A 14,714-nucleotide genomic window follows, 5' to 3' on the forward strand; every position below is an offset into this window, starting at 1 on the left:
GGCGCCTGTCAGGACGTCTGCGACGGGCAGCTGTTACCCATCGCAACAACGGGGTAACGCCAAGGTCAGCCCTGGCGGAACAGGCCGATCAGGTGGTCGGCGATGGCCCCCTTGATGTTCGAAATATCCAGCCGGGAGTTGCGTCCCAAACGGCTCGTATCGATGCGATGCAGATGCAGCGACGGCATGCGTGCCTCGTACTCGCGCAGGTCGCCCTTGGCCAGGACCGGCAGGAACTGCTGGCCACGGTTCTGGTAACGCTGGATCAGCACTTTCAGGCCGTCCTGGAAGGGCAGTTCGTGGGAGGGGCTCAGGCGATGCTCACCGGGAATCTTCAGGAAAAGGCCGGACGCGCCCAACACTTCGCCCGGCAGGATATGGATGCCGGTGGGCAGCACGGCATCGGCCGGGATGTCGTGGAAGGTGTCGTGCCAGGCCATCTCGTCGGGAAGGATCGTGATGCTGCCGTGCTCTTCCTCAGGCACCACGAAGCTGTAGCGGCTGTAGAGCTTTTCCACGTAGCCGGAATACACGCACAGGCGGTTCTCGAAGTGCAGCAGGAAGTCGATGGCCTCTTGCCGGTTGGTGATGGCGTCGAGGTCCCAGTCCAGGTCGGTCTGGCGTTCCAGCTCGGCCCAGCGGGCGTCGGCTAGTAGTGCGGATTCGGGGCTCATGGTTCCTGCGGTCGTACGACAGTCACGCTCCTAACGCAGAAAACATGCCAGCGAATTCAATCACTTGGACAGGGGGTACGAGCCTGTTCGGTGCAATTGATGGCACGATGCCAGTCGAAAACTGCCCAAAATTGTCAGTCCGCGACGGGTGTCGCTCCTCTGATCGGTTGAAGCTCAGTCGCCACCGGCAACCTGAAGTACAATCGCCTCTTTTTTCAGCGAACACCGGCCAATCGATGATCGATCCCAAGCGCGTACTGCGCGCCCTCGCCGAACACTGGACGTTGCTCGAGCCGCTCTGCGAGCGCTTCGATACCGGCACCCTGAGCCTGGTGGAACTGCGCGTGCAGCTCGCCGGCCAGTTGCCGGAGGGCACGCCCACCGATATCACCGCCCTGCTCGACCTCTGGGTGCGCCTGGACATCCTGGTTCCCGTGGCCAAGAGCCCGAACCGCTTCGAGCTGAACGCGCAGATCCATGACTTCCTCGCCTACCTGCGGCGCGAACACCGCCTCGGCCTGTGCCTGGAGATCGAAGCCTATCTGCGCCACCTGGAACGCCTCGCCGGCTATATCCAGGAGGCCTTCGAAATCCGCGACGGCAACGACCTGGCGCGCCAGCTGCGCCTGCTCGACATGCGCGTGCGCGACGTGCTGAAGAAGCTCGACAACGACGAGCAGGCCCTGGTGGCCGTGGCTGATCGCGCCAAGACCAGCGACCGGCAGATTCCGCTGCGCCAGCGCTACGCCGAAGTGCTGGCCACCTGGGACGAATACGTCGAGCCGATGATCCAGCTGGTGGCCGCAGACGGCGCCTTCGAACAGGGCGTGCGGCGTGTCGAGCAGGTGCTGCTGCGCCTGCTGGGCGAACAGCAGCGCCTGGGCCAACTGGTGGACGACGACCTGCTGCTGCGCACCCACGCACGTATCCTGGAGATGCAGACCAGCGCCCAGCTGACCCTGCGCAAGGCCCGCGAGCTGCTGCTGCCGCTACGTGAAGAGGCCCGCCGGCACAACGCCGTGACCCGTGGCGCCGCCCTGGCGCTGTCGGTGATCCGCAAGAAGGGCCTGGACGCCGTGCCCCAGGCAGCGATGCCGCTGTTCACCCGCCCGCAGACCACCTTCCTCGGCAGCGGCTCCCAGGTGGAGGCGTACGTCTACGCCCTGGCGCGCTTCCAGCCGAAACCGGCGCAATTCCCCAAATCCGGCGGCCCGCGCAAGGCCACCGCTCCGCGTTCGCCGAAGACCGCGCGGGAAATGCTCGACCGTTGCGAGCAGGCCCTGCCGCTGCCGGACCTGATGGTCTGGCTGCTGGAGCAGGAGCCCGAAGGCGCCACCGACGAACTCCTCTACTGGTTCTCGCGTCTGTCCCGCGATGCGCGCTTCTCGCGCGATCGCCTGGAGCGCCGTGACTACCTGACCGCCGAGCACCAGGTCAGCCTGAGTTCCTACGCCCTGATCAAGAGCCCCACCGCCGCGGCCGAGAAGACTTCCTGATGAATATCGACCTGAAAGAAATGACCCAGCTCGCCCCCATCTTCCGCGAGCTGTTCAAGGGCTATCACCTCTCCCGCAGTGAGCCGGAGTGCTACGCCCAGCTGTCCACCATGCAGGACCAGTACCGCGCCCTGTTCAAGGCGCTCGGCTTCGAGCTGGTGTGCGATCCGCGTGGTTTCTATTACTTCGTGCCCGAGCAGATGGGCGCCCAGGTGAACAAGACCGCCCAGCGCCTGGCACTGTTCACCTTCATTCTGGTGGAGCACCTGGCCGATCAGGGCCGGGACCCGCTCTCGGTGCTCGACGGCGGCACCATCGGCCGGGATGAGCTGCCCGCGCTGCTGGAGAAATACCGCGACCTGTTCATGCAGGCCGAGGTGACTACCCATGAAGAGCTGGAAGAGAAGGTCATCCGCCGCCTCACCCAGCTGGGCTTCGCCGAAGACAGCAACGGCGTGTACCGCTTCCTGCCGCCGATGCACCGATTCCTCGACGTCTGCCTGGCGGTGCAGCACGACCGCGACCTGGCCGCCAGCCTGCACAGCACTGACCTGGAGCTGCGAGCTCCGGTGCTGATGGATGACGACAGCGGCGACACCATCATTCCCATCGAGACGTCTGAGTCCGTCGAGGAATCGGAAGAAGACGCCCTGGCTCGCGCCATGGCCGAAGAACGCGCAGTCCAGGAGGAAGACGCATGAGCCAGGAACGCTACGGCATCCGCCGCTTCGCCCTGCTGAACACCGCCGGCTACAGCCTCGGCCTGTTCCCGCTGGAAACCCCGCTGTCGATCTACGGCGCCAACAACCTGGGTAAATCGGCGTCGATCAATGCGCTGCAGTTCCCGATCCTGGCGCGCATGTCTGACATGAGTTTCGGCAAGTACAGCCTGGAGCAATCGCGCAAGTTCTACTTCGCCACCGACACCAGCTACATTCTCGTCGAAGTCTCCCTGCCCCACGGCCCCCACGTGATCGGCGTCGCCGGCCGCGGCCCGGGCGGCGGCTTCGGCCACCAGTTCTTCGCCTACCGTGGCGAGCTGGACCTGGACCATTACCAGCGTGACGGCACCTGCCTGCGCCAGCGCGAGCTGTTCAACAACCTCGAGCGCGAAGGCATCAAGGCCTACGAGCTCAAGCCCGATGAGCTGCGCCGCCTGCTGGTGGGCGGCCACACCTCCATCCCGCTGGACCTGACGCTGATCCCGCTGCGCTCCACCAGTGAACAGAGCCTGAAGACCTTCCGCTCGCTGTTCATCAACCTGCTGCACATGCGCGAAATCACCGCGGCCAAGCTCAAGCAGCTGTTCCTCGATGCCTTCGAGCACAGCCTGCGCTCGGGCAGCGTGGACTACATCGCCGCCTGCGAAGAGGCCTTCCGCGACGTACGCCGCATGGAGCAGGACTACCAGGCACTGGTGGCCGCCGGCCCGCTGGTGGAGGCCCTGGCCAATGGCGTGACCCAGCGCGAAATCCTGCGCGGCAAGCTGCACCGCATCTCGCCGTTGCTCGATTCCCTGCTGGGCACCTGGCAGGACTATTCCGGCGCCCGTCGCGAGGAGCTGGTGATCCAGGCCGAGCACTACCGTGGCGAGCAGGACGGCCTGCAGAACGAGCAGCGTGGCGGCACCCAGGAAATGATGCGCCTGGAGCGTGCCATCACCGAGAACCAGCGCTGGCTGGGCGAACTGGCGGTGCTGAAGAACCGCTTCGCCCTGGTGGACGACGCCAAGGTGCTGGAGCAGCAGCTGCTCGCCGCCAAGGACGCCCACGACGAACTGGCCGGCGCCCTCGCGCAGTCCCGCCAATTCTCCGCCGAGGATCTGGACGAACGCCTGCGTGACCTGGAAAAACGCCTGAAGGCGGTCAAGCAGCAGCTCGACCACGCCGACAACAACAGCTACTCGCGTCTGCGCGAAGAGTTCTCCCAAGCCGACGTGGACCGCCTGATGCGCCTGTTCAATGGCCAGCTGTTCAGCTTGCCCCTCGGCGAGAAAGGCATTCAGCTGGACGACGGTGAAGCCTGGGTGAAGACCCTGGAAACCGTGCTCGACCAGTTCAAGGGCAGCCAGTTCGAGGTGCCCGGCCTGTCCATCGACCTGTCCCACATCGAGCCGCCGGCCCTGCAGGCCCTGGCCGACCGCGCCGCCCTGCGCGACCAGAAGGACCGCCTGGAGCGCGAGCTGAAGCAGCTCAGGACCCAGCAGTCCGTGGCCGCCGACCGCGCCGCGAGCAAGGCCCAGGCCGAGAAGCTTTATCAGGACGTGCTGGACGCGCAGAAGGCCCTGGAAGACTTCCGCAAGGCCCAGACCCTGTCCGCCGAAGAGCCGGCCAAGCTGGAAGAGCTGGCGCAGCTGGAAGCCACCCAGGACGAGCTCAAGCGTTCTGCCGACGCCTTCACCGAACGCGTCCAGCAACTGTCCGCCAAGCTGCAGCTGGTGGGTCGCCAGCTCGCCGATCTGGAAGCCAAGGAACGCACCCTGGAAGACGCCCTGCGCCGTCGCCAGCTGCTGCCTGCCGACCTGCCTTTCGGCACCCCCTTCATGGACCCCGTGGACGACAGCCTGGACAACCTGCTGCCGCTGCTCAACGACTACCAGGACACCTGGCAGGCACTGCAGCGCATCGACGGCCAGATCGAGGCGCTGTACGCCCAGGTACGCCTGAAGGGTGTGGCCAAGTTCGACAGCGAAGACGATGCCGAGCGCCGCCTGCAACTCTTGATCAACGCCTACGCGCACCGCCAGGACGAGGCACTGACCCTGGCCAAGGCACGTCGTGCGGCGGTCACCGACATTGCCCGTACCCTGCGCAATATCCGCAGCGACTACGACAACCTCGAGCATCAACTGGCCCTGTTCAACCGCGAGATCAACAAGCGCCAGGTCTCCAACCTCGCCAGCTTCCGCATCGTCCTCGCGCCGAACAAGGAAGCCCTGCGCCACATCGACCAGATCATCCACAGCGCCGGTCAGTACGAGGAAGGCGAGACCCTTTCGGTGTTCGACCTGACCAACTCCAGCGACCAGGATGCGAAGAACGAAGAGGCCAAGGAATACCTCGCGCGCCTGGTGGCGGCCAACGGCAACCAGCTGGGCCTGAAGGACCTGTTCGAGCTCGCCTTCGAGATCACCAAGGTGCACGGCCAACCGGTCATCCACACGGACATCGATGGCGCCGCTTCCAACGGCACCACCATGACCATCAAGGCCCTGACCAACATGTACCTGCTGCTGCACCTGATGGACCGCGAGCAGGCCGGCCGCATCCGCCTCCCCTACTACCTGGACGAGGCCGCGGATATCGACGAGCGCAACCAGCAGGCGCTGATCGAGACCAGCCAGCAGCTGGGCTTCACGCCGATCCTCGCGTCGGTGAAGCCACAGGTATCGGCCAACGTCGCCATCGACCTGGAAGGTGGCAGCGGTCCGAACGGCATCTACATCGACGAGGCGGACTGGAAGTTCATCAAGCGTCGCGATGTGGCCAAGGCCACCCAGGACGCGACGGACGAGGCGGCCGAACCCGCCTGATAACTTCGCTGCAAAAACAAAGGGCCGCCTATGCGGCCCTTTGTTTTACGGGGAGGTCATTTCGCCAGGGGAATCTTCGGCGCCCAGGTCAGCCATTCGTCCTCGGCGTCGTCATGCAACGCGAAGGTCTGGCCATTGAGCGCAGCGTTGCCCATCTGCGCCTCGTTCGGCGTGGCGAAGGAAATCCCGCCTTCCACCATGGACTCCAGGGACCCGGTGCGGACCTTCACGCCGTTGAACAGGCTGGCATCCACGCCAACCCCGCTGGTGTGCCAGAAGCGGCTGCCACTGTGCACCAGGGGCGCGAAGCGCGGTTCGATGAGCACGTGGATGAACACGCGGTCGGCGGTCTTGCCCAGCTCATAGGACAACACCTTGCCCACCGGCACTTCACGGTAGCTGACGATGACGCCCGGCTTGATGGAGCCACGGCGTGGCGCGCTGAGGGTGATGCGCAGGCCCTCCTGGCGCGCAAGCGCATCCGGTGCCTCCGGCAACGCGGTGAAGCGGGTCTGTGCGGCACCCGGCTTGGGCGCCGGCAGCACTTCCAGGTACTGGCCACTGACCAGTGTCTCCAGGTTGGCCGTACGCAGCAGGCCGAGCTCCGGACGCACCACCCAGAACTGGGTACCGGCACGGGCGATGCGATCGGCGGCCTGGGTCAGGCGCGCTTTTAGCGTCACGCCGGAGAGGTCGTTGTTCAGGCTCACGCTCTCCACTTCGCCGATGTCGATGCCCTTGAAGCGGATCGGTGTGCCCTCCTTGACGCCCTCGGCCTGGGGAACGGCGATTTCGATCGCGGTGCCTTTGACGATGGCCAGGGACTCGTCGTCGTACAGCGTGAAGCGACGCGGGCGAGTCACCGGCTTGGCCTTCGGATCCGGCGTGGTGAAGGTGATGCCGCCGGCCAGCAAGGTCTGCAACGATTCGCTCTTCACCTCGACGCCCGACAGGCCGCCCTTGAGGGTGATGCCGCTGGAGTTCCAGAAGCGGGTGGACTCGTTCACCAGCTTGGTGAACTCGGGCTCGATATGGATGCCGATCACCACGCGCTGCTGGTCGCGGGAGAGCTGGTAGCTCTGTACGCTGCCCACGCGCAACTGGCGGAACAGGATCGGGCTGCCCACTTCCAGGGAGCCGAGGCGGTCGCTGGTCAAGACCAGGTGCAGGCCGGGCGCATCTGTGTTCAGCGGCGGAGCCTTGGGCCGGACCTTGAACTCGCGAGTGGGCGTTCCTTCCTTGGCGAAGCGCACGGCAATGTAGTTGCCCTTCACCAGTGCCTCGATGCCGGTGATGCCCGCCAGCGAGATGGACGGTTTCACTGTCCAGAACTCGGTGCCTTCCACCAGATAATCTTCGGTACGCGGCTCCATGGTCAGCTCAGCAGTGGCGCCGGTGAAATCCTTGTCCATGTCCAGCTTCTTCAGGGTGCCGACCTGCACGCCGTTGTACATCACCGGGGTGCTGCCCGGGCTGAGGCCACTGACATCGTCCATGCGCAGCAACACGCGCAGGCCGGCCTCGGCGGCTTCGAAACCGTCATACAGGCGGAACGGGATACTGGGGTCGGTGGGCGGACTGTCCTGGCGATGCTCCGGGGTGGCGAACGCAATGCCGCCGGCCATGATGCTGAACAGGGATTCGGTGCGGATCTTCACCCCGGACAGGCCGGCGGTGACATTGAGGCCGCTGGCATTCCAGAAACGCGTGTGCTTGCGCACCAGATGCGCATAGGGCTGGTCGATGTGCACCTTGATTTCGACGGTGCGCTGGTCTTCAGCCAACTGGTAGCTCTTCACCTGGCCGACCTGGATCTGCCGGTAATAGACCGGGCTGCCCTGCTCCAGGGAGCCCAGGCGCTCGGCCTTCAGGGTGAGGTGCAGGCCCGGCAGGGAATCGGAGAGTGGCGGTGGTTCGGCCAACGCGGTGTATTTGCGCGTGAGTTCACCCTTCACCGGGTCGATGGCGATGTAGATACCGGAAACCAGGGTTTCCAGCCCGGTAACCCCCGCCAGCGAAACACGCGGGCGAACCAGCCAGAAGCGGGTCTCCTTGCTCAGGTAGGGCTCGGCCTCCTTCATCACTTCGACCGTGGCGATCACCCCCTTGATGTCCTGGCTGACATGCAGGTCGACCACCTTGCCGACCTGGATGCCCTTGTACATCAGTTGGGTCTTGCCGACCTGGATGCCGTCACCGTTTTCAAAGCGGATCTGGATCTCGATGCCTGCTTCGCTCATGGCCTTCCAGGCCAGCCAGAGGCCGATGAGCAGCGCCACCAACGGTAGCACCCAGATGGCGGACCAGCTCGTGGTTTTGCGGGTTTTGGGCGTTGGCAGCTCAGGCATTCTCGTCGTCCATATCGGTGTTGTCCCAGATCAGCCTGGGGTCGAAGGTCACTGCCGCGATCATGGTGATCACCACGACGCTGGCAAAGGCAGCAGCACCCAGGTTCGCTTCGATGCTTGCCAGGTTGCCGAAGTTCACCAGCGCCACGAGGATGGCGATGACGAAGATATCCAGCATGGACCAGCGGCCGATCCATTCAATGAAGCGGTACATCAGGATTCGCTGACGCGGCGACATGGGTAGCCGCCGCTGTACTGAATAAAGCAGTAGCGCAATGCCTACCAGCTTGAAAGTGGGCACCAGGATGCTGGCCACGAACACCACCAGCGCGATGGGAACCATCTCGGCATGAATCAGTTCGAGCACGCCGCCCATGATGGTGGACGGTGCCCCGTTGCCAAAGAAGTTCACCGTCATGATCGGCAGCACGTTGGCCGGTATGTAGAGAATGGTGGCGGTAATCAGCAACGCCCAGGTGCGGACGATGCTGTCCGGGCGACGCGGATGCAGGACAGCGCCGCAACGGCTGCAGTGACCATGGTCGTCGTCCGATTCGGGGCGGTTCAATTGATGGCATTCGTCGCAGACGATGATGCCGGCATCAATGGCGCGCATGGGTTTCTCCTTCGGCATCCAGCGCATCCCAGACCTGGTGCGGCGACATGGTTACTTCCAGCCACACCTGGGCCAGCAGCAGGCCGATGAAGCAGACCAGGCCGATGCCCAGGTGCAGGTCGGCGAGGTCGATCAATTTGACGATGGAAACGAGGATGCCCATGAGATAGACCTCGAGCATCCCCCACTCCTTGAGATGGTGGTACAGGCGATAGAACGTCACACCCAGGCCGAGCGCACGACGGGTGTTGATGCAGATCAGTACGGCCAACTGGCAGAGTAGCTTGATCAGGGGGATGACCATGCTGCACAGGAATACCAGCAAGGCGACGCCTTCCATACCGGTGTTATAGAGACCTACAACCCCTGTCCAAACGGTGTCGTGAGTGGTCTGCCCGAGCAGATTGAGCTTCATGATGGGCAGGAAGTTGGCTGGCACGAACAGCAGCAATGCGGTCAGCACCAGAGCCAGGGCGCGGCGCTCCATCTGGGAACGGTGCACCACCAACTCATAGCCACAGCGGGGGCAGCAGGCCTTCTGCTCTTCGCCAATCTCCGGGCGACGCATCAGCAGGTCGCACTCATGGCAAGCAATCAGATCATGCAGCGGTAGTTCGGATAGTGGACGTTGTTCAGCCTGTTCAGGCATGGCGGCAAGGCTCTCAGGGTATCGCGGCTATTCTAGTCGAGCGGACCGAAAGCGGTGGCGATTCAAGAGTTTCCGGTCGCTACCAACTTCACGACCCGGCCTGAATCTTTCTCACGCGCAAAGACAAACCCCCGACACGCCTGGGCGTATCGGGGGTTTGGGATAGAAGCTTGACGATGACCTACTCTCACATGGAGAAGCTCCACACTACCATCGGCGATGCGTCGTTTCACTGCTGAGTTCGGGATGGGATCAGGTGGTTCCAACGCTCTATGGTCGTCAAGCAATTCGGTTGGGGCATCGTCTGGGACGCTACCCCGAATCAGGTATGTGACAGTCTGTTTGCGGTTCAGGCCAATTTTCGGTCTGTCGACTTCACCAGTCGCACCCACAATCACCAGATTGTTTGGGTGTTATATGGTCAAGCCTCACGGGCAATTAGTATTGGTTAGCTCAACGCCTCACAGCGCTTACACACCCAACCTATCAACGTCGTAGTCTTCGACGGCCCTTCAGGGGATTCAAGATCCCAGTGAGATCTCATCTTGAGGCGAGTTTCCCGCTTAGATGCTTTCAGCGGTTATCTCTTCCGAACATAGCTACCCGGCAATGCCACTGGCGTGACAACCGGAACACCAGAGGTTCGTCCACTCCGGTCCTCTCGTACTAGGAGCAGCCCCTCTCAAATCTCAAACGTCCACGGCAGATAGGGACCGAACTGTCTCACGACGTTCTAAACCCAGCTCGCGTACCACTTTAAATGGCGAACAGCCATACCCTTGGGACCGGCTTCAGCCCCAGGATGTGATGAGCCGACATCGAGGTGCCAAACACCGCCGTCGATATGAACTCTTGGGCGGTATCAGCCTGTTATCCCCGGAGTACCTTTTATCCGTTGAGCGATGGCCCTTCCATACAGAACCACCGGATCACTAAGACCTACTTTCGTACCTGCTCGACGTGTCTGTCTCGCAGTCAAGCGCGCTTTTGCCTTTATACTCTGCGACCGATTTCCGACCGGTCTGAGCGCACCTTCGTACTCCTCCGTTACTCTTTAGGAGGAGACCGCCCCAGTCAAACTGCCCACCATACACTGTCCTCGATCCGGATGACGGACCAGAGTTAGAACCTCAAGCATGCCAGGGTGGTATTTCAAGGATGGCTCCACGAGAACTGGCGTCCTCGCTTCAAAGCCTCCCACCTATCCTACACAAGCAGGCTCAAAGTCCAGTGCAAAGCTACAGTAAAGGTTCACGGGGTCTTTCCGTCTAGCCGCGGATACACTGCATCTTCACAGCGATTTCAATTTCACTGAGTCTCGGGTGGAGACAGCGCCGCCATCGTTACGCCATTCGTGCAGGTCGGAACTTACCCGACAAGGAATTTCGCTACCTTAGGACCGTTATAGTTACGGCCGCCGTTTACCGGGGCTTCGATCAAGAGCTTCGCTTGCGCTAACCCCATCAATTAACCTTCCGGCACCGGGCAGGCGTCACACCCTATACGTCCACTTTCGTGTTTGCAGAGTGCTGTGTTTTTAATAAACAGTCGCAGCGGCCTGGTATCTTCGACCGGCATGGGCTTACCGAGTAAATCGTTCACCCTCACCGGCGCACCTTCTCCCGAAGTTACGGTGCCATTTTGCCTAGTTCCTTCACCCGAGTTCTCTCAAGCGCCTTGGTATTCTCTACCCAACCACCTGTGTCGGTTTGGGGTACGGTTCCTAGTTACCTGAAGCTTAGAAGCTTTTCCTGGAAGCATGGCATCAACCACTTCGTGTTCTAGAAGAACACTCGTCATCAGCTCTCGGCCTTGAACACCCGGATTTGCCTAAGTGTTCGGCCTACCACCTTAAACTTGGACAACCAACGCCAAGCTGGCCTAGCCTTCTCCGTCCCTCCATCGCAGTAACTAGAAGTGCGGGAATATTAACCCGCTTCCCATCGACTACGCATTTCTGCCTCGCCTTAGGGGCCGACTCACCCTGCGTCGATTAACGTTGCGCAGGAACCCTTGGTCTTTCGGCGTGCGAGTTTTTCACTCGCATTGTCGTTACTCATGTCAGCATTCGCACTTCTGATACCTCCAGCAAGCTTCTCAACTCACCTTCACAGGCTTACAGAACGCTCCTCTACCGCTCGTCTTACGACGAACCCGTAGCTTCGGTGTCTAGTTTGAGCCCCGTTACATCTTCCGCGCAGGCCGACTCGACTAGTGAGCTATTACGCTTTCTTTAAAGGATGGCTGCTTCTAAGCCAACCTCCTAGCTGTCTAAGCCTTCCCACATCGTTTCCCACTTAACTAGAACTTTGGGACCTTAGCTGACGGTCTGGGTTGTTTCCCTTTTCACGACGGACGTTAGCACCCGCCGTGTGTCTCCCACGCTGACACTTCCAGGTATTCGGAGTTTGCATCGGTTTGGTAAGTCGGGATGACCCCCTAGCCGAAACAGTGCTCTACCCCCTGGAGTGATACGTGAGGCGCTACCTAAATAGCTTTCGAGGAGAACCAGCTATCTCCGAGCTTGATTAGCCTTTCACTCCGATCCACAGGTCATCCGCTAACTTTTCAACGGTAGTCGGTTCGGTCCTCCAGTCAGTGTTACCTAACCTTCAACCTGCCCATGGATAGATCGCCCGGTTTCGGGTCTATACCCAGCGACTAAACGCCCTATTAAGACTCGCTTTCGCTACGCCTCCCCTATACGGTTAAGCTCGCCACTGAATATAAGTCGCTGACCCATTATACAAAAGGTACGCAGTCACCTAACAAAGTAGGCTCCCACTGCTTGTACGCATACGGTTTCAGGTTCTATTTCACTCCCCTCTCCGGGGTTCTTTTCGCCTTTCCCTCACGGTACTGGTTCACTATCGGTCAGTCAGTAGTATTTAGCCTTGGAGGATGGTCCCCCCATATTCAGACAAAGTTTCACGTGCTCCGTCCTACTCGATTTCACTTCCTGGACCCTTTCGCGTACGGGGCTATCACCCACTATGGCCGCACTTTCCAGAGCGTTCCGCTAAAATCCAAGAAGCTTAAGGGCTAGTCCCCGTTCGCTCGCCACTACTAAGGGAATCTCGGTTGATTTCTGTTCCTCAGGGTACTTAGATGTTTCAGTTCCCCTGGTTCGCCTCTTGCACCTATGGATTCAGTACAAGATACCTAGGTTATCCTAGGTGGGTTCCCCCATTCAGAGATCTCCGGATCAAAGTCTGTTTGCCGACTCCCCGAAGCTTATCGCAGGCTACCACGTCTTTCATCGCCTCTGACTGCCAAGGCATCCACCGTATGCGCTTCTTCACTTGACCATATAACCCCAAGCAATCTGCCTGCGATCATAGGGGTGAAGACGACATTCGCCGAAAATTCGCGCTTGAACTCGCAAATTTTGCCTTGAATTATTGAGTGCAGTGAAACACCCAATAAGTCACTTCTATCACATACCCGAATTTTTAAAGAACGATTCTGAAACAAAGTTCAGAATTCAATATCCAACCACGGATATTCAATTCTGAGCTCTTGGTCTGCCTAACTGAGAGTGGTGGAGCCAAGGAGGATCGAACTCCTGACCTCCTGCGTGCAAAGCAGGCGCTCTCCCAGCTGAGCTATGGCCCCAATGTCAACCGGTCATTCGACCCCGCGACAATTGGTGGGTCTGGGCAGATTCGAACTGCCGACCTCACCCTTATCAGGGGTGCGCTCTAACCAACTGAGCTACAGACCCAATCGCCTTCGCAATTGAATCAAGCAATTCGTGTGGGAACTTATGAAGAAGCTGATGTCTTCGATTAAGGAGGTGATCCAGCCGCAGGTTCCCCTACGGCTACCTTGTTACGACTTCACCCCAGTCATGAATCACTCCGTGGTAACCGTCCCCCTTGCGGTTAGACTAGCTACTTCTGGAGCAACCCACTCCCATGGTGTGACGGGCGGTGTGTACAAGGCCCGGGAACGTATTCACCGTGACATTCTGATTCACGATTACTAGCGATTCCGACTTCACGCAGTCGAGTTGCAGACTGCGATCCGGACTACGATCGGTTTTATGGGATTAGCTCCACCTCGCGGCTTGGCAACCCTTTGTACCGACCATTGTAGCACGTGTGTAGCCCTGGCCGTAAGGGCCATGATGACTTGACGTCATCCCCACCTTCCTCCGGTTTGTCACCGGCAGTCTCCTTAGAGTGCCCACCCGAGGTGCTGGTAACTAAGGACAAGGGTTGCGCTCGTTACGGGACTTAACCCAACATCTCACGACACGAGCTGACGACAGCCATGCAGCACCTGTGTCTGAGTTCCCGAAGGCACCAATCCATCTCTGGAAAGTTCTCAGCATGTCAAGGCCAGGTAAGGTTCTTCGCGTTGCTTCGAATTAAACCACATGCTCCACCGCTTGTGCGGGCCCCCGTCAATTCATTTGAGTTTTAACCTTGCGGCCGTACTCCCCAGGCGGTCGACTTATCGCGTTAGCTGCGCCACTAAGATCTCAAGGATCCCAACGGCTAGTCGACATCGTTTACGGCGTGGACTACCAGGGTATCTAATCCTGTTTGCTCCCCACGCTTTCGCACCTCAGTGTCAGTATCAGTCCAGGTGGTCGCCTTCGCCACTGGTGTTCCTTCCTATATCTACGCATTTCACCGCTACACAGGAAATTCCACCACCCTCTACCGTACTCTAGCTCAGTAGTTTTGGAGGCAGTTCCCAGGTTGAGCCCGGGGATTTCACCTCCAACTTGCTGAACCACCTACGCGCGCTTTACGCCCAGTAATTCCGATTAACGCTTGCACCCTTCGTATTACCGCGGCTGCTGGCACGAAGTTAGCCGGTGCTTATTCTGTTGGTAACGTCAAAACAACCAGGTATTAACTAGCTGCCCTTCCTCCCAACTTAAAGTGCTTTACAATCCGAAGACCTTCTTCACACACGCGGCATGGCTGGATCAGGCTTTCGCCCATTGTCCAATATTCCCCACTGCTGCCTCCCGTAGGAGTCTGGACCGTGTCTCAGTTCCAGTGTGACTGATCATCCTCTCAGACCAGTTACGGATCGTCGCCTTGGTGAGCCTTTACCCCACCAACTAGCTAATCCGACCTAGGCTCATCTGATAGCGTGAGGTCCGAAGATCCCCCACTTTCTCCCGTAGGACGTATGCGGTATTAGCGTCCGTTTCCGAACGTTATCCCCCACTACCAGGCAGATTCCTAGGCATTACTCACCCGTCCGCCGCTCGCCGGCATCCCGAAGGACCCGCTGCCGCTCGACTTGCATGTGTTAGGCCTGCCGCCAGCGTTCAATCTGAGCCATGATCAAACTCTTCAGTTCAATACTGCTTGGGTTTTGAGAAAACCCTAAACTTGGCTCAGCAATCGCAAATAAACTCTCGAATTCACGAGTGT

At 60.1% G+C, this 14,714-nt stretch carries 7 protein-coding genes, 2 tRNA genes and 3 rRNA genes; 3 read left to right on the forward strand and 9 right to left on the reverse strand.

Annotation, left to right across the window (positions count from 1 at the left end; all coding sequences use genetic code 11):
- Positions 1 to 65: 65 nt before the first annotated feature.
- Complete coding sequence (locus FXN65_RS23380) at positions 66 to 674, reverse strand: hypothetical protein (RefSeq protein ID WP_151136894.1); 609 nt, start codon at positions 672 to 674, stop codon at positions 66 to 68.
- A 236-nt stretch (positions 675 to 910) separates the two neighbouring features.
- On the opposite strand from FXN65_RS23380, the gene mksB reads away from it, so the two are divergent.
- From mksB to mksF, 3 genes are read left to right on the forward strand one after another with little or no spacing between them, the layout of a single operon-like run.
- Complete coding sequence (gene mksB / locus FXN65_RS23385) at positions 911 to 2,170, forward strand: Mks condensin complex protein MksB (RefSeq protein ID WP_151136896.1); 1,260 nt, start codon at positions 911 to 913, stop codon at positions 2,168 to 2,170.
- On the forward strand, positions 2,170 to 2,871 hold the full coding sequence (mksE, locus tag FXN65_RS23390) for an Mks condensin complex protein MksE (RefSeq protein WP_151136898.1): 702 nt from the start codon (positions 2,170 to 2,172) through the stop codon (positions 2,869 to 2,871). Before mksB ends, mksE begins: the two co-directional genes overlap by 1 nt.
- Positions 2,868 to 5,702 carry an Mks condensin complex protein MksF gene (gene mksF, locus FXN65_RS23395; protein ID WP_151136900.1) on the forward strand — a complete coding sequence of 945 codons (2,835 nt, stop codon included), beginning with the start codon at positions 2,868 to 2,870 and terminating at the stop codon, positions 5,700 to 5,702. The genes mksE and mksF overlap by 4 nt, the downstream gene beginning before the upstream one ends.
- Before the next feature lie 56 nt (positions 5,703 to 5,758).
- On the opposite strand, the gene FXN65_RS23400 is transcribed toward mksF, so the two are convergent.
- The 8 genes from FXN65_RS23400 to FXN65_RS23435 all read right to left on the reverse strand — a co-directional run bounded on the left by FXN65_RS23400 (position 5,759) and on the right by FXN65_RS23435 (position 14,640).
- A complete protein-coding gene (locus FXN65_RS23400) occupies positions 5,759 to 8,050 on the reverse strand; it encodes a PqiB family protein (protein WP_151136902.1) in 2,292 nt (763 codons plus the stop codon).
- Positions 8,043 to 8,666 carry a paraquat-inducible protein A gene (locus tag FXN65_RS23405; RefSeq protein ID WP_151136904.1) on the reverse strand — a complete coding sequence of 208 codons (624 nt, stop codon included), beginning with the start codon at positions 8,664 to 8,666 and terminating at the stop codon, positions 8,043 to 8,045. The genes FXN65_RS23400 and FXN65_RS23405 overlap by 8 nt, the downstream gene beginning before the upstream one ends.
- Positions 8,653 to 9,315, reverse strand: a complete 663-nt coding sequence (locus tag FXN65_RS23410; protein WP_151136906.1) for a paraquat-inducible protein A — start codon at positions 9,313 to 9,315, stop codon at positions 8,653 to 8,655. Before FXN65_RS23410 ends, FXN65_RS23405 begins: the two co-directional genes overlap by 14 nt.
- A 168-nt stretch (positions 9,316 to 9,483) precedes the next feature.
- Positions 9,484 to 9,599, reverse strand: a 5S ribosomal RNA gene (gene rrf / locus FXN65_RS23415).
- 133 nt (positions 9,600 to 9,732) lie between these two features.
- Positions 9,733 to 12,623, reverse strand: a 23S ribosomal RNA gene (locus FXN65_RS23420).
- 231 nt (positions 12,624 to 12,854) lie between these two features.
- Positions 12,855 to 12,930: transfer RNA gene (locus tag FXN65_RS23425), tRNA-Ala, on the reverse strand.
- A gap of 32 nt (positions 12,931 to 12,962) precedes the next feature.
- Positions 12,963 to 13,039 (reverse strand) — tRNA-Ile (locus tag FXN65_RS23430).
- A 65-nt stretch (positions 13,040 to 13,104) separates the two neighbouring features.
- Positions 13,105 to 14,640: ribosomal RNA gene (locus tag FXN65_RS23435) — 16S ribosomal RNA — on the reverse strand.
- Together the 16S, 23S and 5S rRNA genes with 2 tRNA genes alongside form the textbook arrangement of a ribosomal RNA operon.
- Positions 14,641 to 14,714 lie beyond the last annotated feature (74 nt).

Origin of the sequence: Pseudomonas lalkuanensis (assembly GCF_008807375.1) — a bacterium.
GTDB lineage: Bacteria > Pseudomonadota > Gammaproteobacteria > Pseudomonadales > Pseudomonadaceae > Metapseudomonas > Metapseudomonas lalkuanensis.